This window comes from Alteromonas confluentis (assembly GCF_001757105.1).
Taxonomy (GTDB): Bacteria; Pseudomonadota; Gammaproteobacteria; order Enterobacterales; family Alteromonadaceae; genus Alteromonas; species Alteromonas confluentis.
This window is the reverse complement of the sequence record NZ_MDHN01000015.1, coordinates 203,608-226,786: the sequence shown is the minus strand read 5'-3', so window position 1 is coordinate 226,786 and position 23,179 is coordinate 203,608. Positions and strand designations below refer to the sequence as shown.

General features: G+C 49.7%; 18 protein-coding genes. 2 read left to right on the top strand and 16 right to left on the bottom strand.

Annotated elements, in window-relative coordinates:
* From BFC18_RS07935 to modF, 15 genes are all read right to left on the bottom strand, one after another.
* On the bottom strand, window positions 1-951 hold the full coding sequence (locus BFC18_RS07935; RefSeq protein WP_070125001.1) for a D-alanine--D-alanine ligase: 951 nt from the start codon (window positions 949-951) through the stop codon (window positions 1-3).
* The gene (murC, locus tag BFC18_RS07930) at window positions 951-2,396 is read right to left on the bottom strand and encodes a UDP-N-acetylmuramate--L-alanine ligase (protein WP_070124999.1); all 1,446 of its coding nucleotides are present in this window, start codon (window positions 2,394-2,396) and stop codon (window positions 951-953) included. The genes BFC18_RS07935 and murC overlap by 1 nt, the downstream gene beginning before the upstream one ends.
* Window positions 2,396-3,469 (bottom strand): undecaprenyldiphospho-muramoylpentapeptide beta-N-acetylglucosaminyltransferase, encoded by a 1,074-nt coding sequence (murG, locus tag BFC18_RS07925; RefSeq protein ID WP_070124998.1) that lies wholly within the window; start codon window positions 3,467-3,469, stop codon window positions 2,396-2,398. The genes murC and murG overlap by 1 nt, the downstream gene beginning before the upstream one ends.
* Window positions 3,462-4,772: a cell division protein FtsW gene (gene ftsW, locus BFC18_RS07920; protein ID WP_070124997.1), complete on the bottom strand. Its 1,311-nt coding sequence runs from the start codon at window positions 4,770-4,772 to the stop codon at window positions 3,462-3,464. Before ftsW ends, murG begins: the two co-directional genes overlap by 8 nt.
* Window positions 4,769-6,079 (bottom strand): UDP-N-acetylmuramoyl-L-alanine--D-glutamate ligase, encoded by a 1,311-nt coding sequence (gene murD / locus BFC18_RS07915; RefSeq protein ID WP_070124996.1) that lies wholly within the window; start codon window positions 6,077-6,079, stop codon window positions 4,769-4,771. Before murD ends, ftsW begins: the two co-directional genes overlap by 4 nt.
* Window positions 6,080-6,081: 2 nt before the next feature.
* Window positions 6,082-7,164, bottom strand: coding sequence for a phospho-N-acetylmuramoyl-pentapeptide-transferase (gene mraY, locus BFC18_RS07910; protein WP_070124995.1), 1,083 nt, complete (start codon window positions 7,162-7,164; stop codon window positions 6,082-6,084).
* Window positions 7,158-8,561 (bottom strand): UDP-N-acetylmuramoyl-tripeptide--D-alanyl-D-alanine ligase, encoded by a 1,404-nt coding sequence (locus tag BFC18_RS07905; RefSeq protein WP_070124993.1) that lies wholly within the window; start codon window positions 8,559-8,561, stop codon window positions 7,158-7,160. Before BFC18_RS07905 ends, mraY begins: the two co-directional genes overlap by 7 nt.
* Window positions 8,561-10,087: a UDP-N-acetylmuramoyl-L-alanyl-D-glutamate--2,6-diaminopimelate ligase gene (locus tag BFC18_RS07900; protein WP_070124991.1), complete on the bottom strand. Its 1,527-nt coding sequence runs from the start codon at window positions 10,085-10,087 to the stop codon at window positions 8,561-8,563. Before BFC18_RS07900 ends, BFC18_RS07905 begins: the two co-directional genes overlap by 1 nt.
* A complete protein-coding gene (locus BFC18_RS07895) occupies window positions 10,077-11,852 on the bottom strand; it encodes a peptidoglycan D,D-transpeptidase FtsI family protein (protein WP_070124989.1) in 1,776 nt (591 codons plus the stop codon). Before BFC18_RS07895 ends, BFC18_RS07900 begins: the two co-directional genes overlap by 11 nt.
* On the bottom strand, window positions 11,849-12,190 hold the full coding sequence (gene ftsL / locus BFC18_RS07890; RefSeq protein WP_070124987.1) for a cell division protein FtsL: 342 nt from the start codon (window positions 12,188-12,190) through the stop codon (window positions 11,849-11,851). The genes BFC18_RS07895 and ftsL overlap by 4 nt, the downstream gene beginning before the upstream one ends.
* A complete protein-coding gene (rsmH, locus tag BFC18_RS07885) occupies window positions 12,187-13,122 on the bottom strand; it encodes a 16S rRNA (cytosine(1402)-N(4))-methyltransferase RsmH (protein WP_070124985.1) in 936 nt (311 codons plus the stop codon). Before rsmH ends, ftsL begins: the two co-directional genes overlap by 4 nt.
* Window positions 13,119-13,577: a division/cell wall cluster transcriptional repressor MraZ gene (gene mraZ, locus BFC18_RS07880; RefSeq protein WP_070124983.1), complete on the bottom strand. Its 459-nt coding sequence runs from the start codon at window positions 13,575-13,577 to the stop codon at window positions 13,119-13,121. The genes rsmH and mraZ overlap by 4 nt, the downstream gene beginning before the upstream one ends.
* A gap of 330 nt (window positions 13,578-13,907) precedes the next feature.
* On the bottom strand, window positions 13,908-14,861 hold the full coding sequence (locus tag BFC18_RS07875) for a pectinesterase family protein (RefSeq protein ID WP_070124982.1): 954 nt from the start codon (window positions 14,859-14,861) through the stop codon (window positions 13,908-13,910).
* Window positions 14,862-14,924: 63 nt separating this feature from the next.
* Window positions 14,925-17,657: a TonB-dependent receptor gene (locus tag BFC18_RS07870; RefSeq protein WP_070124981.1), complete on the bottom strand. Its 2,733-nt coding sequence runs from the start codon at window positions 17,655-17,657 to the stop codon at window positions 14,925-14,927.
* 268 nt (window positions 17,658-17,925) lie between these two features.
* A complete protein-coding gene (modF, locus tag BFC18_RS07865) occupies window positions 17,926-19,365 on the bottom strand; it encodes a molybdate ABC transporter ATP-binding protein ModF (protein WP_070124979.1) in 1,440 nt (479 codons plus the stop codon).
* Between the two features lie 234 nt (window positions 19,366-19,599).
* On the opposite strand from modF, the gene BFC18_RS07860 reads away from it, so the two are divergent.
* Complete coding sequence (locus BFC18_RS07860; RefSeq protein WP_070124977.1) at window positions 19,600-19,926, top strand: YkgJ family cysteine cluster protein; 327 nt, start codon at window positions 19,600-19,602, stop codon at window positions 19,924-19,926.
* A gap of 81 nt (window positions 19,927-20,007) precedes the next feature.
* Here the strand turns inward: BFC18_RS07860 and BFC18_RS07855 are convergent, their stop codons facing one another.
* Complete coding sequence (locus BFC18_RS07855; protein WP_070124975.1) at window positions 20,008-20,775, bottom strand: SapC family protein; 768 nt, start codon at window positions 20,773-20,775, stop codon at window positions 20,008-20,010.
* Between the two features lie 450 nt (window positions 20,776-21,225).
* Between BFC18_RS07855 and BFC18_RS07850 the strand changes: the two genes are divergently transcribed.
* A complete protein-coding gene (locus BFC18_RS07850) occupies window positions 21,226-23,154 on the top strand; it encodes a S9 family peptidase (RefSeq protein WP_083272971.1) in 1,929 nt (642 codons plus the stop codon).
* Window positions 23,155-23,179: the final 25 nt, after the last annotated feature.

Here is a 23,179-nt window from a genome sequence, read left to right as displayed (position 1 = left end):
TTACGCCTCATGTTCAGTTAAACTGGTTGCTAGAATTTCCAGCGTCAGTTCATCAAAACTCAGGCCAGCCACTTTGGCTGCTTTCGGTACCAGACTCTTTTCAGTCATACCTGGAACCGTATTTGCCTCAAGCAAATAAAACGTTCCGTCAGCAGCTTGCATAACATCGATGCGGCCCCAGCCGCTGCACGACAACGCATTAAACGCACGAAGCGAAAGCGCTGCCAGCTCAGCTTCTCTGTCTTGTGACAGACCACTGGGACAGTGATACACGGTGGTATCGTCTTGATACTTTGCCGCGTAATCATAAAAATTATGGGGGGTAGACATGCGGATCGACGGCAATGCCCTGCCCTGTAAAACAGAGACAGTAAACTCGGGGCCATCGATGTACTGCTCTAACAGGACCTGATTATCGTACTTAAAAGCGTCCTGAACGGCAGTTTCTAGTTGTTTAGCGCTTGTCACTCTCGCCATCCCGATACTGGAACCTTCTCGGGCGGGCTTGACCATGACTTCATTCCCCAATTCCATCATTATAGCCGCGCATGATCCAGCTTCAAAGTCACTTTTGTCAGCAATTTGATATTTTGCCGTAGATAATCCAAGGGTTTGCCAGATTTGCTTGGTGTGGATCTTGTCCATTGCCAATGCCGAGCCCAACACACCACTGCCGGTGTACGGTATTTTCAGGTGCTGCAGCGCACCCTGCATTGCACCATCTTCGCCGCCGCGACCATGTAACATGATCAATACACGATCGGTTTTTTCATCAACCAATTCAGTTAGTTGCCTTCCCGCAGGGTCAAATGCATACGCGTTTACACCCTGTCGTAAAAGGGCATTTAATACCGCTTCGCCCGACCGAAGAGACACAGCGCGCTCGGCGGATTCACCGCCAAACATGACTGCTACACGACCCAATTTCTGAACATCTGCCTGCTCAAACATTACTGCCACTCACGTTGAAATTTTTTTGGTTCTAATTCTGAATTTGCCAATTTTCTGGCAATCTGGCCGATATTACCTGCTCCCTGGGTCATGATCACGTCGTTTTCCTGCATCACACTGGCAAGAATATCCGCCAGTGAATCCGGCTCACCGACGTAAATCGGTTCCACTTGTCCTCGCAGACGAATCGACCGGCACAATGCTTTACTGTCGGCACCGTCAATGGGCTGCTCGCTGGCTGCGTAAACGTCGAGCAGCAATAACACATCGACCTGGGATAAAACATCGACAAAGTCTTCGTAAAGATCTCTGGTGCGGGTGTATCTGTGAGGCTGATACACCATCACGAGTCGCTTATCTGGCCAGTTCGTTCTCGCTGCGGCGATGGTGGCTTTTACCTCTGTCGGATGGTGACCATAGTCATCCACCAGGCAGACATCACCCTTACTAGTAGAAAACTCACCCAGCACTTCAAAACGACGACCTATACCGCCAAAACCTTTAAGCGCTTTAACTATGGATTCATCGTCCACACCTTCATCAGTAGCGACAGCAATTGCTGCCAGCGCGTTCAGCACGTTATGCATACCGGTGAGATTCAGGGTGACTCTCAAAACCGGCATGTCAGGGCGAATCACATCGAACTCTGCCTGACCGAAACGTAACTGCACGTTTTCAGCCCGCACATCATTAGCGGCATCAAGGCCGTAGGTCAGAATGTTTCGCCCAATACGCGGACGTAGAGACTGAATCACCGCATCATCGCCACACAAGATAGCCTGACCATAAAACGGCAAGTTGTGCAGGAATTCGATATAGGTGTCTTTCATCTTGTTGAAGTCACCTTCATAGGTGCCCATGTGGTCCGGCTCAATATTGGTGACCACGGAGACCATAGGTTGAAGATGCAGGAAAGACGCATCGCTTTCGTCCGCTTCAGCAATCAGATAGCGACTTTTACCCAATCGGGCATTGGTGCCAGCACTGTTAAGCAGGCCTCCGATCACAAACGTCGGATCCCAGCCAGCTTCGGCGAATATAGTGGAAATCAGACTGGTGGTTGTGGTTTTCCCGTGCGTACCCGCGATGGCAATTCCATGACGGAAACGCATCAATTCGGCCAGCATCTCAGCGCGGCGAATAATGGGAATACGATGTTCCCGGGCATAACGAATTTCCGGGTTTGCCTCGTTAATGGCACTGGATACCACCACCACATCGGCGCCCACCACGTTATCTTCGTGATGGCCGATAAATATCTCCGCGCCCAGTTCTTCCAGGCGCGCTGTCATCGCCCCAGCCTGAATATCAGATCCAGCAATGTCGTATGTTTCATTGAGTAGTACTTCTGCAATACCTCCCATTCCCGCGCCACCGATACCGATGAAGAAAATGCGTTTTACTTTACGCATTTGCGGACTCTGGAATGGTTTTTCACCTACCATCAGGCTTTCTCTCCTGTCAGCAGTTCGCATTGTTCTACGACCTGCTGTGTTGCATTTATGATCGCCACCTGACGGGCTTTTTTCCCCATATTCAGGCACGATTGGGGTTGACGCAGCCAGCCTTCCAGCACTTTGCCCAACCCGCTTTCTAATTCTGTTTGCGGCAATAATACCGCAGCGCCCTCATCGACCAATGAGCGGGCATTTTTGGTTTGGTGGTCATCCACGGCATGGGGCAAAGGAACAAATACCGCAGGTAAGCCTGCAGCAGCAACCTCTGCCACCGTCAATGCACCCGCGCGACAAACAATACAGTCGGCCCATGCATAGGCAGCTGCCATGTCGGCGATAAAATCGCTTACCTGAACGTCCACACTGCCCGATGCATAAGCAGCACGCACCGATTCTGCATTGCCTTTGCCTGCCTGATGACGGATTGTCAGGCCATACAGGTTTTTGCACACCGCTGGCACGCCCTCGTTCAGCGCTTTCGCACCGAGGCTGCCGCCAATCACCAGCATGCGCAGAGGTGAGTGGGTTTCAGTTTTATCGGCCAGGGCGACAATCTCTTTTCGTACAGGATTGCCAACCGTCATACATTTAGACGCGGCCCCCTCAAAGCCCCCGCGGGCATTGCCGAATCCCAACATGATCCGCTTTGCCAGTTTACCCAGCATACGGTTAGTCATACCAGCAGCGGCGTTCTGTTCGTGGATCATCAGCGGAATGCCCCGCAACCAGGCGGCAACACCGCCAGGGCCACTGGCGTAGCCGCCAAAGCCAACCACCAGATCGGGTTTCAGCTGCCCCATCAGTTTTCGCGCTTCTCCCATGCCTTTAAGCAGTGCCATGACACCGCTAACACGGGCTGATAAGCCTTTACCACGCAACCCCTTCACATGAATGAAGTGGATGGGAAAACCATTTTCTGGTACCAACTGTGCTTCCATTCTTTCTGCGGTACCCAGCCAGTGTACGTCCCAGCCTTTCGCTTTCAGCGCATGGGCCACCGCTAGCCCGGGGAACACATGTCCACCGGTACCACCCGCCATAATCAGGCAACGCTTAGTCATACTGCGCCTCCTGCTCTACATCTTTCAGCATGGCGCGAATATCATCCTTACTCTTCTGCTGGGTTTCTTTATCTGCTGTATTGTCTTCAGCTTTTTTGATTCTTTGCTGCTTCTTGCGTTGGTTTTTACGTTCAATGGCTTGTACACCATCGACACGTAATTCAAAATCGATTCGCATCAGCATGGCAATGGCTACCATCATGACAATCAGACTGGTTCCCCCGTAACTAATGAGGGGCAACGTTAATCCTTTGGTAGGCAGAATCCCCGCACTGGCACCAATGTTTACCGCGGTTTGGAAACTCAGCCAAATGCCAATGCTATAAGCAAGGTATCCTTCAAAAGGTCGCTGCTTCGCTAATGCGTGATTACCAATTTTAAGTGCCTTAACCACCAAATACAGAATAAGCGCCAGTACCGCTAACACGCCCACAAAGCCAAGTTCTTCGGCCAGAATCGCCATAATAAAATCGGAGTGCGCCTGGGTTAAAAATTCCAGCTTTTGATAACTGTTGCCCAAGCCCTGTCCCAGCCAACTGCCGCGGCCATAAGCCATAAGAGACTGAGTTAACTGATAACCGCTACCGAAAGGGTCTGCCCAGGGGTCAAGAAATGAAGTTACCCTGCGCATACGGTATTCCTCGAACACGATCAGGAATACGATGGCCAGCAAGCCCACAAAAACAATGGCGAAGAACTGCCAGAGCCGCGCACCGGCAAGAAACAGCAAGCCCATGGTGGTGGTAAACATTACCACTACGGTTCCGAAGTCGGGTTGCAGCAGCAGTAAAATAGCGACTACAAAGAAAACAACCAGAGGCTTTAAGAACCCTTTGATATTTTCCGTTACCTCCTCATACCGGCGCACCAGGTACCCAGCGAGATAAGTGAAAAAAAACAGTTTAGCCGGTTCCGCGGGCTGTAACGTAAGCGGGCCAATCACAATCCAGCGAGTACTGCCGTTAATTGACCGTCCCACCGCAAGTACCGCCAGCAGCATACCTATAGCCGCCAGCAGCAACCAGGGATTCACTTTGCGCCAGAAACTCATGGGGATCTGCATCACTACACCAGCAGCAAGTAAAGCGAATAACAGATAGATACCGTGACGGATGGAGAAATAAAACGGATTGCCATAAAGACGGTCTGCCACCGGCATAGACGCCGATGTCACCACCACCAGACCCAGCGTTGCCAGGGCGATAGCCACCAGCAGTAAACCGGTATCATAGGGCGATACAGATTTTGCCTCACCGTGACGCTGGGTGAAGAGTTCAGACAATTTAGCGGTCGCCTCACTCATTTGGCGGTGACCTCCGTGATTGCATCGGCAAACACCTTCGCGCGATGGGCGTAGTTGTCGAACATATCAATACTGGCACAGGCTGGCGACAGTAGCACCATGTCGCCAGGTTCGGCCTGCTGAGCAGCAAGCTTTACCGCACTGGGTAGATCAGGTAAATATTGAGAGCCCGGCACCAGCTCGCTAATCGCTTTACCATCTTTACCAATGGTAATGACTAAATCCACGTAGCGATTGAAGGGGGCTTTAAGCGCTGTAAGATCAGCGCCTTTTCCGTCACCACCGGCAATGAGAATAAGCTTGCCGGTTTTGGTACCCCCTAAACCTTCAAGAGCCGCCAGGGTCGCGCCCACATTGGTTGCCTTGGAATCGTCTATCCAGCGCACACCATTGGTATTGGCAATTTCTACACAGCGATGCGGTGCAGGCTCGAAGGATTTCACTGCTTCACAGGCGGTGTCGATTTTTAACCCGGCAACCAATGCCAGAGACAGCGCCGCCTGAATATTCAGCACATTGTGACTGCCCACCAGTTTAACCGATGCCATATCAAGCACAGGTTTACCCTGCCAGGTAATATAATTGTCGGTAAAACCAAAATCTTTCGCTGTAGGCTGCGCCTGGAATGCTGTCTGCTTCGCTACCTTTGTAGCTGGATAGGTTTCTTCGTGACCTTGCCACACCACCGCGTGTTCACAATGGGCAAAAATACGTTGTTTGGCGGCGGCGTACTCCGCCATCGTACCGTGACGGTCGAGATGATCGTCAGTCACGTTTAAAATGGTGGCACCTAGCAGATTCAGTGAGGAGGTGGTTTCGAGCTGAAAGCTTGATAATTCGAGTATCAGAAAATCCCATTCCTCGCCCACAGTTTCCAGCACCGGGCGACCCACATTTCCTGCCGCACAGGCTTTCAGACCGGCTTGGTTTAGAATATGGGTGAGCAATAAGGTTACGGTGGTTTTACCATTCGAGCCGGTGATACCAAATGCCGGGATACGCTGCAGGCGAGCGAACAGCTCCACGTCACCCATCACTTCCACATCGGCTAATTTTGCGCTTTTCACCGACGCATGAGACGGTGAGATGCCCGGACTCAACACTAACGTGTCTACACCTTCCCAATAACCAGGAGGCAACTCACCCAGGGTCACGGGTTGCGTAATGCTTTCTGGAACCACGGCGTTTGTGCGGGTATCCCACACTTTAACGGTAGCGCCAGTGGCAGATAAAAAGCGCACAACAGACTGACCGGTCAATCCAAGACCGGCCACCACTACCTGTTGAGAAGCGAGTAATTCGTTCATCGTCACCGTAACTTCAGCGTTGCCAGACCAACCAGCACCAGAATTAATGAAATGATCCAGAAGCGCACAATCACGCGGGGTTCTGGCCAACCTTTGAGTTCAAAATGGTGATGGATGGGCGCCATGCGGAAAATGCGCTTGCCGCGGAGCTTGAACGAACCCACCTGCAGAATTACCGATACGGTTTCCATCACGAAGACGCCGCCCATAATAATAAGCACGATTTCCTGACGCACCAGTACCGCCAACACACCCAGCGTACCACCAAGAGCCAGTGAGCCCACATCGCCCATAAATACCTGTGCTGGATAGGTGTTAAACCATAAAAAGCCCAGACCGGCACCGACAATAGCAGTACACACAATGACCAATTCACTGGTTAGTGGAATGTGCGGAATATTCAGATAAGTGGCAAAGTTAAAGTTACCTGTGACATAAGCAAAAATAGACAATGCTCCGGCTACCAGAATAGTCGGTACAATAGCCAGACCATCAAGGCCGTCGGTAAGGTTTACCGCGTTAGAAGTGCCTACTACCGCAAAGTACACCACAACCAGGTAGAACAGCCCCAACTGTGGCATCACTTCCTTGAAGAATGGCACCAGTAGTGACGTTTCTTGTGGCAGCGTAGACGACGCATAAAGATAAAACGCCACACCCAGCGCAATCACTGACTGCCAGAAGTATTTCCAGCGGGCAATGAGACCTTTTGAATCTTTACGCACCACTTTACGGTAATCGTCGACAAAACCAATGATGCCGTAGCCAATCACCACGGCAAGGGTAACCAACACATAGCGATTGGTGAGATCGCCCCATAGCAGCACGCTTATCACAATGGCAGATAAAATTAGCAAGCCGCCCATGGTGGGCGTACCCGCCTTAGACAAATGACTTTGCGGACCATCATCGCGGACAGTCTGGCCAATTTGCAAACGCTGTAGCCAGCGAATCATTTTCGGCCCGATTACAATGGCAATCACCAGTGCAGTGAGCGTGCTTAATATGGCACGCAGAGTAAGGTACGAGAATACAAAGAATCCCGGTTCGTATTGTTTAAGCCAGTCGGCCAGCCACATCAACATGCTATTCGCTCCCGACGGCGTTCAAACTTTCCCAGGCGAGATACCTCGATGGCATCTACAACCCTTTCCATTCGCGAGCTTCGCGAACCTTTTACTAAAACAGAAATATCACGCTGATCGGCCATCAGTACATCCGTAAGCGTTTCCATCAACGCATCCACGTCACTGAAATGAAAACCGTTATCACCGTAAACCGCACTGGCGCTTTGGCTCAGCACACCCAAGGTGAACAGATAATCGATGCCTTTTTGTTGTGCATATTTGCCCACTTCCTCGTGATAGTAGCGCGCTTTCTCACCGAGCTCTGCCATATCACCCAGAATGAGTACACGTAACCCGGAGAAACTAGAAAGTGTGTCGATAGCGGCATTCACCGAGGCGACGTTAGCGTTATAAGTGTCATCAAGCAGGCGGAAGTGTGCAGATAACGCTTTAACATTCAGGCGGCCCTTTACTTGCGCCATATTGAGCAAGCCGTCTTTCACGTCTTCAAGGGTCGCACCTACCTGCATGGATAATCCCGCAGAAACCAGTGCATTGCCTACGTTGTGAATACCAGGAATGCGAAGTTGCACTGCGGTTTGCCCCTGTGGTGTCACCATGTTGAATTCAGCACAGCCATCTAGTCCGATAGTGATATCTTCAGCGGTGAAATCCGCCGTATTCTGTTGCTGTGGAGAGAATGTCAGTACGTGGTTGTACTTGAGTTTACCTAACCAGAATTCTGCAAACTGGCTGTCGGTATTGACAATGGCAGTGCCAGATTCACCTAAACCTTTAAAAATCTCGCTTTTTGCCCGTGCAACGCCAAGCAAACTGCCGAAGCCTTCCAGGTGAGACGCCGCGGCGTTCACAATGGTCGCCACATCGGGTTTCACTAAATCGGTGGTATAGGCAATTTCACCCAAATGATTGGCACCTAACTCCATCACCGCGAAGTCATGTTCAGGCTCAAGACGTAACAGCGTCAGCGGCACGCCGATGTCGTTGTTGAAGTTACCGGCAGTAGCCAGCACATTGCCACGACGAGCAAGAATAGCCGCCGTCATTTCTTTAACTGTGGTTTTACCGCTACTACCGGTTACCGCGATAGTTTTTGGTGCCACTTCAACCTTCACTGCTGCACCGAGTAAACCCAGCGCGAGCTTGGTATCGGCAACTTTGATAACCGGCAACGAGGTGCTGACATCTTCACTGGCAATCACAGCACTGGCACCTGCCTTTTCTGCTGATGCCACGAACCGGTGACCGTTAAAATTATCGCCGCACAGGGCGATATACACATCACCCTTTTGCAGCGTACGGGTATCGGTACTTACCCCGTTAACTTCCTGATCATCCCCTTTCAGGGTGCCTTTTACTTTGTCGGCGATCCAGGAAAGTGTAGTCAGAATCATTAGCTGTACTCCCTTTGCAAGCGTGCTACGACGGCGCGCTCGTTATAATTGTTCTTGTGTTCACCGATGATCTGATAATCTTCATGGCCTTTACCCGCCACGAGGATCAGATCCTGCGGAGCTGCCTGTTCCAGGCAGTGGCGAATGGCCTTTTCTCTGTCCGGCTCATCCACCGCACATTGCGGTTGTGTCAGTCCGGTACGAATATCTGCTGCGATAGCGGCTGGCGATTCTGAACGGCTGTTGTCGGTAGTGATGATCACATGATCAGCCCCTTTTTCAGCCGCCTGTCCCATTAGCGGGCGTTTACCCTTGTCTCTGTCACCACCACAACCAAACACACACCACACGTCGCCGTTGGTATGGTCACGGGTACTCAGCAGAGCTTTTTCCAGTGCGTCCGGCGTGTGAGCATAATCCACAATCACATTAGCGTGCGTTTCAAAACGGAATACTTCCATCCGCCCAGCCACTGGCGAAACTTTCGGCAGCAACGACACCACATCTTCAAAACGCTGCCCCTGCACCAACATCACAGCAATTACCGCCAGCAGGTTGTGCACATTAAATGCGCCTAAAAGCGGTACGTTGATGTCGCGGCTTCCCCAACTGGATACCAGTCTGAACTGACAACCATCGGGATGATATTTCACATTTGTGGCCAAACAATGGCGATCTTCGGGCTTTTGCGCTTCCAATTCGGTTAAACCAAACCAAACCGTTTCCACCCCTTCGGGTTTATGGCTATGCCAATTCGCGCTTTCCCCATCATCTTTATTCAGCACCACCGTTTTCACTGCAGGAAGTTTCATCGCCAGACGTTTTGCTGCCGCGTAGTCTTCCATGGTGCCGTGATAGTCGAGATGGTCTCTGGACAGGTTGGTAAACACAACGATATCGGTATTCAGCTGACTGAGACGCCCCTGCACTAAGGCGTGGGATGAGGCTTCAAAAGCCACCTGACGGGCGTTGTGTTGCACAAAGTCTGCCAACAAATACTGCATACGAATAGCGTCGGGCGTGGTGTTACCTCCCGGCGTAGGCAGCCAGTCGGTATTACTGCCTTCATACAGGCCTGCACCCAGCGTGCCTATTGCCGCACAGCGGGTTCCGCCGAGTGTGGTAAGTTGCGACAACATTTGCACCACAGAGGTTTTTCCATTGGTGCCGGTTACTGCTACCGTTTGCAATTTGGTGGCGGGATAGTCGTAAAAAGCACCAGCCAGCGAGCTCAATATGTCTGTTAATTCATACAGATGCACAATAATTGTGGTACCGCGCATTTCCATACGGCCGTGCTCACGCACCTTTTCAGTTTGCGCAAGAATGGCTTTCGCGCCCAGACTAATAGCCTGGGGAATAAATTCACGCCCATCCTGGCTGTGGCCTTTCACTGCCACAAAGGCTAATTTCGGTGTAACGCGACGGCTATCCAGGGTGAGCCCCCGAATGCGAACGTCTGGCGCGCTGATTCCAAATTTTTGCAGCAGAACACCGAGGCTCTGCTCAAATTTGCTAACCACCATTGCTGCCTCCGTTGAGCCATTTCGTTGAAGTCACCTGTTTGTCGTCTGGTGCCACGTTCATCAGTTGCAGCGCGCCACCCATGATTTCAGAAAATACAGGCGCAGCAGTGTCACCGGCGTAATAAAGATCGCCCGCCGGTTCGTTTATCAGTACCACGGTGGCGATCTGCGGATCAGACAGTGGCGCCACACCAGCAAAAATATTTACATACTCATCACCGTAACCGCCAGCAACCGCTTTACGGCTGGTCCCGGTTTTACCGCCAACGCGATAACCCGGCACAGCGGCTTTCGGTGCTGTACCGCCTCGCAACACCACGCTTTCCATCATTTCCAGTACCGCCCGAGCATTCTTTTCAGACACCACACGTTGTGGCTGCGGACGATAAACGTCAGATTCAGGCTGCTGCACGATTCGCAACGGCATGCTGATACCGCCATTGGCCAGCGTGGCATACATGCGGGCAAGCTGTGCGGTGGTTACCGAAATACCGTAACCGAAAGATAAGGTGGCCAGTTCAAAATCAGACCAGCGCGTGCGCTCATGGAATAATCCGTTGCTTTCACCGGGCATATTGATACCGGTATCTGACGTGAGCCCCATGCTGTAAACCATATTCAGCAAGAAGGGTTTAGGTACGCCCAGCGCCAGTTTAGACGTTCCCATGTTGGATGAATGCTGAATGATTTCTTCCAGCGTAAGTTTGCCCAGATTGCGATGATCTTTTACCAGGCTGCCACCTAAGCGCATCCACCCTGGATAGGTGTCTACGGTATCGCCCACTTTCACACTGCCGTACTCCAATGCCGACAGCACGGCAAGGGGCTTTAATGACGAGCCGGGTTCAAAGGCATCGGTGATGGTGCGGTTACGCATACGATGAGGCGACGCATTTCCGCGATCATTCGGGTTAAACGACGGCGCGTTTACCATTGCCAGCACATCGCCAGTGTGGATATCCACCACGATGGCCGATGCAGAGGCGGCCTGGAAATACATCATCGCTTCTTTAATTTCGCGGTAAGCCAGGGCCTGAATACGCTGATCGATGGTAAGCTTCAGATTGCCAGCTTCTTCGCCATCGGTGGATTTCAGCACTTCCACGGTACGCCCTTTGGCGTCACGACGAATCACCCGGGAGCCCGGCGTGCCGGTTAACCAGTCATCGTACTGGCGTTCCAGACCTTCCAAACCAGAATCGTCCACATCTGTAATACCGATAAGCTGTGCTGTTACCTCACCATTGGGATAGTAACGACGGCTTTCACGGCGCAGATAGATACCGGGAATGTCCAGTTTGTCTACGTAATCGGCCATGGCCGGTGACACCTGACGTTGCAGGTAAACGAACCGGCGTTTTGGGTTTTGCACCTTGCTGCGCAAGTCTTCAACATCGCGGCCAAGCACATCCGCTAGGGCTTCCCAGCGTTCGTACTGCTCCAGGCCGCCTTGCTCGTGGATAATTTTTGGATCGGCGTAAATTGCCCGCACTGGTACACTCACTGCCAGTTCTACGCCGTTGCGATCGGTGATAATGCCGCGATAGGTAGGCATGTCTTTGGTGCGCATGGTCCGGTTGTCACCTTGCGCAATGAGGTTATCTGGCGCAATAACCTGAATATAGGCAGCACGTACGCCAAGGCCCACAAAAACGGCAATGACTAGCACGATAACTAGCATAAAACGCCATTGCATGAAGGACGGCGTCACGTTCTGCTTAGCGCCTTTTTTCGTTTTTTTCGCATGCAGTGCAAATATGCTCATTTTAACTTCACCACGACTTCTTCGTCCGCTGAAGGACGGTACATGTTAAGTTGCTTCTGGACTTCGTTTTCAATGCGGTTGTGCTCGGTCAGCGCGCGCTGTTCCAGCACCAGGTTCCGCCACTCCACATCCAGATCATCTTTCTGCTGCATCAGGTTTTCCATGGCCATATTTTGCTGTCGGTTCAGGTGACTACCCAGCACCACCGCCATAGCGGTAGACACAACCATTAAATACAACAAAACCCGCAACTTGTTGCGGGTCAAATCGGAGACCAGGATCAGTACTAAACTGAAATTTGTCGGAGACGTCGTCCGTGAATTCTGCCCCTCGCTCATAGCTTCTCGGCCACCCTTAACACAGAGCTTCGGGAACGCACATTCTGTGCAATTTCCTCCTTCGACGGCTTCATCTTACCAAGTGCTTTGAGCACCTTGTCAGCATCGATTTCAGCCTGGGTGACAGGCAGGTTTGCGGGCACCACCTTGCCCCGACTTTGGTCTTTCATAAACCGTTTAACCAGGCGGTCTTCAAGAGAATGGAACGAAATAACGGCTAAACGGCCGTCTTTTGCCAGCACTTCTACTGCCGCTTTCAGGCCTACACGAAGTTGATCAAGCTCCGCGTTGATGTAAATACGGATCCCCTGGAATGCTCGGGTTGCAGGGTGTTTAAATTTATCTTTCACTGGCACCGCTTCATCAATCAACGCAGCCAGTTCAGCTGTACGGGTGAGCGGTTGGGTTTTACGGCGCTCGACAATGGCATGCGCAATACGCTTACCGAACTTCTCTTCGCCAAATTCTTTGATAACCTGCGTGATGTCTTGCTCGTCGGCATGTGCCAGCCACTGGGCGGCACTCTGGCCACGACTGGTATCCATACGCATGTCCAGGGGACCATCTTTCATGAAGCTGAAACCACGCTCAGCATCATCAAGTTGCGGCGACGATACGCCTAAATCCATCAGCACACCGTCGATTTTACCGGTAAGCGACATTTCGTTGATAACACGGGCCATTTCACCGAACGGCTCATGCACAATAGTAAAACGCTTATCGTCTTTAAAACGATCGGCAGCTGCAATAGCTTGAGGATCGCGATCAAACGCAATCAGGCGGCCATGTTCGCCGAGTGATTCGAGAATGCGTGCAGAATGACCACCACGTCCGAACGTGGCATCAATATAGATACCGTCAGGCTTAATGGCCAACGCCTCGATACATTCCTCCAGCAACACCGAAATGTGTTTAAACGGGGTGTTGCTCATAGTGAGAATTCCTGCAGACGATCAGTAAGTTCAAATGCACCATCGCGCTCAGTTTCCATATCAGCATCAATCTGTTTAGCCCAGATATCTGCATCCCAGATCTCAAATTTGTTAAGCTGTCCGACAAGCATGACTTCTTTGCTGAGTTTGGCGTGTTGACGTAAAGGTGCGGGGAGAAGGAAACGGCCGCTTTTGTCCATGTCACCTTCGGTGGCATAACCAAGTAGCAGCCGCTGCATCCGGCGTTCAGCCGGGACCATACTGGAGAACTTACTCAGTTTGAGTTCGATCTCCTCCCATTCGGGAAGTGGGTAAAGTAGCAAACAACTTTGTTGTGTATCGATTGTGCAGACCAGTTGTCCGTTACAATCATCCAGAAGTGACTGGCGGTATTTTGTTGGTATAGCCAGTCTACCTTTGGGATCCAGATTGATTGCATTAGCGCCGCGGAACATTCCCCTAGCCTTTTATATTTTTGTGCTCTTGTTGTTCTTGTTTTCTGAGTACCAATCTGCAATTCGTTGATGACTCGATCCACAATTCGCCACATTTACCCACTTGCTAGACAGTTTGGTCTCTACTTTCCCCACTGTCAAGGAAAAACAAGGCTAAAACCCGCGTAAACACTGGGCTGGAGACTGTTCTTATATACAGTATTATTTGTAAAGTAACTGAAAAGATTAAAAAAGAATCAGATTTGATACGTGAAAAGTTTTTGAAGAAACAAAAAATAATTGTTTGAAGCCCCGTTTTTCGGGGCCTGCAAAGCGATCAATAAGTGGAGTTTAGATCGCTTTTTTCGGATTCCAGCCCCGGAGGATGTTGGCTTGGGTATATTTCGCTGCTTGTTCTGGCTCCAGTGTGTGTTGCCAAGACACGCGCTTAGGTGACATTGCTCCTGCCCCTTTGTTACCTGAAACAGCATACCGGCTGGTTGCTTCCTTGGAAGCATCACCCCAATTGTGCCAACCCGCCGAATGAATGTGTCCGTCCAATGTGCTGTTAATAATGGTGGTAGCAGCAAACTGACGCCACGGACGGCCCAGATAGACATTGACGACATCATCAGGCGCAGTAAACCGGCTATTATGAAACACCAATCCATAAGATTGATTTAAAGGCGTTGAGGCAGCGGTAACGTAGGTATTACTCAGTAAAGAGCGAATTTCACAGTTTTCAAAAAGCGCTGTACCTTCACCGAAAATAAAATCCACGGAGCCAGTTACAAGGCAGTTTTCAAAGTAAGTACGATGCCCTTCCCCTGCCACATAGAGTGTGTCCTGGTACCCTTCAATACTGACATTAAAGAAAGCGGCTTTGTCAGCTTCTACATGTAGTGCAACAGCCTGACCCACTGGTCCCGCCGTGTTTCGTATTGTCAGGTTTTCAGCGCTGAAGTCATTGCCGGCAACACGCAGAGTATAAGTGTGAAACGTGCTGTTTCTTCCAAGCCCCAGCTTATCGAAATGGTCGTCAAACGTAATGATGGTATGTTCCCGGCTTTCACCAATCATTTTTAGACGGGTATTCCAGGCGTAAACATTGACTTTTTCTTTATAAGTGCCGTTTTTGATGAATAAGACAATATCTGTCCACGGGAACGCTTTAGTGGCGTGAATAGCATCCTGAATTGAGGTGAAATCTCCTGAGCCATCTTTGGCAACCACTAAGCGGGTTTCATAATTTTGAGCAACCGTGCTGAAACTGAACAGCATGAAAAGCAAATAAACGAGTCGCATCCTTTCTCCTATTGAAAAAAAGCAGACAGCCGAGGCTGCCTGCTTTGGTTACACAAGCCAGTATCAGAATGTGTATCGCGCGCCCAGGAAATATTGAGCACCGGTATGACTGTATTCGCGGGTAAGATCCATGTCGCCGTCACCGGTTCCGTATATGCGCTCCACTTCATCTGTCAGGTTAATAATTTCCAGCGTGAGAGTGAGCTGCTCATTCACATTGTAAAACGCTGATGCATCTACATGAGTAGGCCCGTATTTCATCTCCTGAGCATGACCATTGCCTGCGGGCTCACGCAGCAGGTAATCATCACGTTTGTTCATCGATACCCGGGCACCGTATTTGTCTGTTTCGTAATACAAGGTAAAGTTATAGGAATTAGGAGACAGGCCTGTTGAGTCTTCCGCGATGACGCGGGTCAGGTTTGCCACTACCCCGAAATTAGACATCCAGCCATCAAGGAAGGTGAAAGGTTGCTGGTACATAAGCTCGAAGCCTTTGACAACAAACCCGTCTTTATTCAGTGGAATAATATGAGTGTATTCCTGTGTGGCCGGATCCCCGATAGGCGCATTACTCTGATACTGAGGATCATTGTAAATAATGTCCCAATACTCGCGGTCCACCAAGCGTACTTCCTCATCAGTGTCTAATGAGGTAACAACGTTTTTGTTAAACAATGTGGCTGCAAGTACTGCTTCTTCTGCAAAATACCATTCGAATGCTAAGTCAACATCGTTAGATTCATAAGGATCCAGCCCGGGATTACCAAGATTACTCACTGTAAATGTAGTAACCCCGAAATTGGGTCTGGCGATATTTAACGAGTTCAAACCGGGGCGCGTCATACTTCTGCCATAAGACAATCGCATTACGATATCGTCAGTAATATCCAGAGCCAGATTCGTCGAAGGTAGGAAATTGCTATAATCCCGCTTAACCGTAACAGGGTTACCACCAACCAACGCCTCGGATGTGACTTCCGTCTGAATGTAACGGCCACCAACATTGACCCGCAGCAGCATATCTGCAATATCAAAATCAGAGTTGTATTCGACGTAGACGGCTTTGGTTTCTTCCGTTACCACCCAGCTTGATTCTAGCTCCTGGGTATAGTTGTGTGTCAAGATGCCATCGGCTTCCAGACCCTCGAAGTCAGCCACCAGGAAAGGAACTAAAGTGGCTCCATCTAAGCCGTTGCCAAAATCATCGTAAGGGAACGGGGTGGTATACTGGCTTGGGTCAAAAGCAGTGAATTCACCGTTACCTTGCTGGTAGTCAACTTCGCGGTTATTGAAGGCTAATCCAGCTTTTAAGTCATATCCGTCACCCAGATAGGTTAAATCGATCTTGGTGGTGTAGTTGGTTTTCTTTACCTGATGATTACGGTTAGCAGCATTGGTCGCATCCAAAAAATTATTCGGGTCCATGGTGTCGTAATCACCATAGTTCACGGTGGCAGCATTACCACTGCTGTAGTCATAGGCATAATAGTGCGGAACAGAACGGTAGTAATATCGGATTTCTTCCCGGTCTGCATCGTTCGCTGCGTAGCCTGTCATGACATCCAGCGCCAAATAGTCGTTAATTTGGAAATCACCAGAGAAGACAACCTGGTCAAAGGTCGACTCGGATACCTGATAGCGACTCTCATACCAGGATGTCACATTATCGAAGCTGGCCGCTTCAAGCACGCGACCAGATTCATCAACAGTAAACGACAAAGGGGTTTGTCCCTGGAAATTACCCGGTGCGCCGCGATTAATAAACCACTCCATGGAGTTGTAGCTGCGACGATCGTTTTCCAGCTCAGAATGCAGAATGTCCAGCGTGAACAGCATGTCGTCATTTGGTTTGAACTGGAACGAACCTGTGGCGCCAATCCGCTTCTGATCGTTTCCGAAGAAGTCGGCACGAGGAAGCCTGGGCACCCACAAACAAGAAATCGCTTCTTCAGCCCCACAATAATTATCTGGAGTGCCATTAATTTCGGTGAGCTGTGACGTATCTCCCCAGGTACCATCGCCAATTTGATAGGTGGGTTGCCAACGCACACTGCCGAAGCCTTCCTGTCTGATAGTTCGTTCAGACAATGCCAGAGAGAAAAGTGCGCCTATAGTGTTATCAGCAAATGTATTACTGATCAGGAAAGCCGTACGCGGATCGACCTCTTCAGTGAGATCGTTATAGCCGCCTTTCAACGATACCGTTGAAGCAAATCCCTGGTAATCGAAAGGTCGTGCGGAATACATATCAACCGTACCAGCAATCCCCCCTTCTTCTATTGAAGCTGTTTGCGTTTTCTGGATATCGATTCGATTAAACAATTCCGATGCAAACACATGAAAGTCAAAAGAACGACTACTGTTTACGGTGACACCGCCTGAATCGAGACCATCACTTCCCGCAGGCACTTCCATGCCGTTTAACGTGGTACGGGTAAAGCCTGGGCTGAATCCACGTAATGTAATGTTACGTCCTTCACCACCCTCTCGGGAAATTGCAACCCCAGGCACGCGCTGAATGGCTTCAGCGACGTTCAGGTCAGGGAACTTACCGATGTCTTCGGCCATGATTGATTCGCGAACGTTTGACGCGTCTCTTTTTGCGTCAAGTGCTTTCACCAGCGCACCGCGAAAGCCCTTAACCGCAATGACTTCAACATCACCGTCTTGCTCTTCAGCCGAATTCTGAGCAGCCTCCTGCGCCGAGGCAATAAAACTGAGTGAAGTAATCGATAAACCTAAGAGTATGCTTTTAGAGAGTTTGCTGTAGCTAAATGTGTGCTTGGATTTCATGTGCTGTCCTTCCCGATTGAACGTTTGGTCGGGCTAGGTGCCGTTCATCCCATGCCCGTATCTCGCACACATTTATATAACATTTAAATTACATTTGCTACCGGTGGCATTAAAATACTTGTTATATATGTAACATTCTATCAAAGAAACCCTAATGAAATTAGAAATAATTGGTAGATATCAGGCTAATAGCAGGATAAACAAGTTACATAATACTGTTAACAAAAACCCAAAATGCCACCGATAGCAAAACAAAATTGATACTATGTTAGTTATGATCTTGCATATTCAACACCCGCTCTATTCCGTCGATGCGGTCTTCACTATGGTGGTTAACATATAACAGCGTGCTTTCCCCGCCTTTGGCAATAATACCAAGCAGTGCGAGCACTTTTAGCCGATTAATTTCGTCCAAACCATTACAAGGTTCGTCCAGGATTAGCAGTGTTGGGTGCTTTACCATGGCGCGCACGATAAGCAGCAAGCGCTGATCACCAAATGAAAGCGACTGGAACGACGTGTTCAGCCTATCGGTCATGCCCGCAAGCGCAATCCATTCTCTGGCAAGTTGTTTTTGTTTTACCGTAGGCTGCTCATACAGACCGATACTGTCAAAGAAACCGGAAAGCACCACATGTAACACCGAACTGTTCACCCGATACTGTAAATGAAAGCTATTAGAAACCAGTCCAATGTGCTGCTTGATGTCCCAGATACTTTCACCACTGCCTCGCTTATAGCCAAATACCGTTAGGTCATTGGTGTAGCAGTGTGAATCATCACCGGTGATCATCGACAACAAACAGGTTTTCCCGGAACCATTTGGCCCTACTACCTGCCAGTGCTCGCTTTTGTTTACCTGCCAATTGAGATCCGAAAAGATAACCCGGCCATCGTAACTCACCTTGCCATCTTTCAATGCAACCAGCGTTGTTTCATCGTCGTTCATTTGCGGCGAAGCGCGATCAGCATCCTTGGGTGGCAAGCTCGTTGGCACATTCTCAAGATGCAGCAGATGTTTTATCTGTTCACGATCATCATTGGAGACCACATCCCCCTGAGAAGCCCAGACGACCTTACAATCTTGCATTAACACCAACTGATTGATGAAGCTCGGAATTTCACTCAAGCGATTAACAATGATCACAATCGTCATTTTTCCGCTCAGTTCATCAAGTAACTCGCGCAAAAATGCAGAGGAGGCGGAATCTAGTCCGTCCCAGGGTTCATCGAGAATAAGCAATTGCGGGGCTTCGAGTAGCGTTTTCACCAACAGCGCTTTACGGGTTTCGCCAGTAGACAGGCCAAGAAAGGCATTATCGAGAAAGTGGTTCATGCGCAGGCCAGCCGTGAGTTTATCGAAAAACGCCTGCTGCTCTGCACCGAGTTTACCGCATTCTTTAAGCATCACTTCAGTGGTCGTGCTGGGCACGGGAACCACATCAAGAATATCCGCATCATCCTTTTTCTTTTCTTCGGCGATGAGCGCTTGCTGCTGAGCTGTGCTCACCCAGCCAGTGCTGACTGATACTAAGCGTTCACCCTCTACAACTTCGCCTTGTCCTGCCAGCACCGCCGCTAACGCAGACTTCCCACTTCCATTCGCCCCCACCAGCGCAACGTGCTTAAGCGGTTGAACGTCAAACTGTTCTGTAAACAACGAAAATGTATCGGATAGCGCCACGCGGCACTGCTGTAATGCGATCATAATATCTCCTTTAATGAGAAAATTATGCCTGATAAGTGATGGGCTGCTAAGAAGAATGCGGTAATACATATTCTTATTGCGTTTTAACAAAATGCTGAAATAATGCGCCGTCCGAGCGACGAGGCTTTTCTGGCTCATCCTGTTCGCTCATGGGACATCGAATGAATGTGTATTTGATGGCCAACCCAGTCCAAAACTGGTTGTTGTGCACGTAGTGTGGAGCAAGCAAGGGCAATGAATCCCTGTATTAACTGTGGCGCGTGTTGCGCAACTTTTCGCGTTTCTTTTTATTGGTCTGAGTCCGATCCTTTTGCAGGCGGCTCGGTACCGGCAGAACTAACAGAGAAAATTTCACCCAACCTGGTGGCAATGAAAGGCACAAATCAGCCTTCTCCCCGATGCGTGGCGTTAGCCGGTGAAGTGGGCTCTCAGGTGGGGTGCGGTATTTATGAGCACCGTTCGTCAACGTGCCGAGAGTTTGAAGCGGGAACGGCGGACTGCTTAAAGGCCCGACTCAGGCACGGCATTAATGAGGATCTTATTCCAGTTGTCGCAGCCTGAGCGATGTGAACTGCCACCCCCCTAGTATAAAAACAGAAAAAGCGGGCCTGGCCCGCTTTTTACGTATGCATAATGTTGAACTTACGCTGTTGGCGCTTGTTCTGGCGCAGGACCGTTATCCGTTGCAATTTGCATGTTCGCTATTGGGTTTTGCGTATCGTTAGACAGTTCAACCAAACGGTTCAGCTGACCCAGTGATAACATGATAGCGTACAACGCGCCCAAGAAGCCCTGTTTGTGCAGATCGGTCACGGTTGCTTCTGGCAGTTCCAGTAAACGTTTTTCGTTGATGCTGAACATACCAGTAACGTTACGCTGTTGGCCGTCTTGATAAGTAAGACGAATTTGAATTGGATCAAACAGATTCAGTTCAACAACTTTCGCGATGAAACGTTGCGTCAGCATTTCGCTGTTAGCCAGTTCACCTAAGAACTTCTGACGATTTTCCAGGAACGCAGACGGCGTACCATCTTCATTAAACAACGGCTCACCGTCTTCTGCGCCAACCAGATTACTCTCTTCATCGATGTAAACGCCAAGCTTGTCAGCATCAGGACGAATATCGAAAGGGTAACGCATAATGTTCATTGGCACGTGTGGTGCTTTCCACTTACCTGTTGCCAGGAACAGGTTTTGGTTCTGTTCCATGCCCAGCATAGCAACGGTGTGATAACGATCGCTCTTAGGGTCTTTGATAAATACCAGAGGCATTGTTGCAGCAAGCTGCGCATATTCACGAATAGAAGCTGCAGACAGGTGAGTTTGTTTTGCAAACTCAAATGCACTGTTAACCGCTACTTTTAGCTCTTTGTGTTTTTCTTTATTCAGCGGAATGTAGTTAATAGCCATAAATCTGTTCTCATTACGTTTATTGGTGGTAATCAATTGTGGAATTCGCCAGAGGAAATGCCCTATTGGTGAAAGCCTGCAGTCCCTGCGCACGCGACCACTAACAACTCTGGTCAATGGACTCACCAAACACAGATGAGGAGAGGATTACCACGAAGATTATTCTTGTTGCCTGCTTAAGACTGGCATGAGTCTGTAAAACAGGTTGCCAAGCAGTATCCCGTATTTACCGTCTTAAGTCACGCCCTGAGAACCATATCAAAATTTAAACTTTTATTACAAGCCTCTTTCTTGTCAGTAACAACCCGCTCCTGCAAAGGCTTGCTCGCAGGGGCGATACCGACATCCACCGGAAAAAATTACCATTGCACCGGCTATTGATGATTAGGTGATTGTGGCATCGCGCAATATTTCGTAGGCTGAAGAAAATAAAAATTAAAAGGCTTCATCATGGGTCCACTTCGCACACTTTCCACCTTAATTGGTCTGAGCTTTCTCAGCCATCCCGTTTTTTCTGCACCAGAAGCAGCGTGGCCTTATGCCGCTGACATTCCTGCATCACAAACCTTAGATGTGGGCTTGGCTGGAGAACAGCCCGTTGATATTGCACGCTTTCTTCTTGCCCGAGGGGCATCGCAAAGTAGCATAAACAGTACCGGAAACCAGATGGCGTTTGTCGATAACGTTACCGGGCGTCGCCAACTCTGGATCAAGAACCTTCCTGACGGACAGGCGAAGCAATTGACCTGGGGAAATGGCATTTCATTTTACGCTTGGCACCCCGACGGACAGCGCTTAATTTACGGCGCTGACAACAATGGCGACGAGCGGGAAGCTTTCTTCATTCTGAATGCCGATGGCTTAAAAGAAAAAGTTTTACTGCCTTACAGTGACGGCTTTCGTTCATTCGGCAGTTTTTCCAACGACGGAGAAAAATTCACTTACGCATCGACAGAGCGCAACGGCCGGGATTTTGATATCTACCTGCACGATATGAAAACAGGTGAGAACAAAATGATATTTCAGGCTGAATTTGGATACTTTCCACAGGCGTGGCGACCCGGTTCTGACGAAATTATCGTGACAGAGACCCGGGGCGAAGATGCCGAAGACGTTTATATGTTGTCTGCAGAAAGTGGGGAACTTCGTCCGTTGTTTAAACCTGATGTAGCTGCCGCTTTTAGCGAGTTTCACTGGACCGACGATGGCAGCAAGTTATATTTCGTATCGAATTTAAACCGTGAGATGAAAGCCATTTTCGCTTACGACCCAGCCAGCAAAAAAACCAAACAGGTTATTGGTAGCCAGTTCGATATTGATGACTTTATCGTTTGCGGACAGGATTCCATGCTTCTGTGGACCGAGAATCGCGACGGTATCGATACCCTGCTGAAGAAACCGGTTGGCAGTATTGAAACCAGCGAAATTCCGCTGCCAGACGGCGATTACTCAATTAGCTGTACCAAAGACAGCACCAATGTTCTGGTTAGCATTAACAGTGCAACTTCGCCGGGTGAGGTTTATCTTATCGACGCGCAGAGTAGGCAGCAAACCGTAGTGTATCGTGCTGAAATGGCCGGTATTTCCCGTAAGAACCTGGTTAACCCAGTGCAGGTTAGCTTTCCGGCTCGTGACGGTGTCACACTGCACGGACAACTCTATATGCCCAAAGGGCAAGAAGGCCAAGCTCCGGTGGTTATTGATGTTCACGGAGGCCCAACTTCTCAGGCCAAAATGGGCTGGCAACCGCTAACGCAGTACCTGGTTGGTAAAGGTATTGCCGTGCTCGATATCAATGTGCGTGGCTCTACCGGCTACGGCAAAACATTCACCCGTTTAGATAACCAGGAAAGACGTCTCGATAGCGTGCGCGACCTGGTCGATGCGCTAACGTGGATGAAAACAGACAAACGTTTAGATGCCAACAACGCCGCGGTGATGGGTGGCTCTTACGGCGGTTACATGGTGAATGCGGTAATGGGTAAATACCCCGATGCTTTTAAAGCCGGCGCCTCGTTTGTTGGGGTATCAGACTGGGTACGAGCGTTAAAAAGTGCATCGCCTGCCCTCATGGCGTCAGACCGCATTGAGTATGGCGATATCCGTGAACAAAAATGGCAGGACTTTTACGCCGTAAACTCACCAATCAACACCGTTAACGATATTAAAGCACCGATGTTTTATGAGCATGGCGCTAACGATCCCCGTGATCCGGTAACAGAATCCGATCGCATGGTAAAAATCCTTCGGGACAAAAACATACCTGTCACTTATTTGCGCTTTCCTGATGAAGGCCACGGCGTAAGTAAGCTGGAAAACAGGATTATTTTTTATCGGGAACTCGCTGCATTCTTAGAGCAGCACTTAAAAACACAATAATGATGAAGGGAAATAACATGGGGCG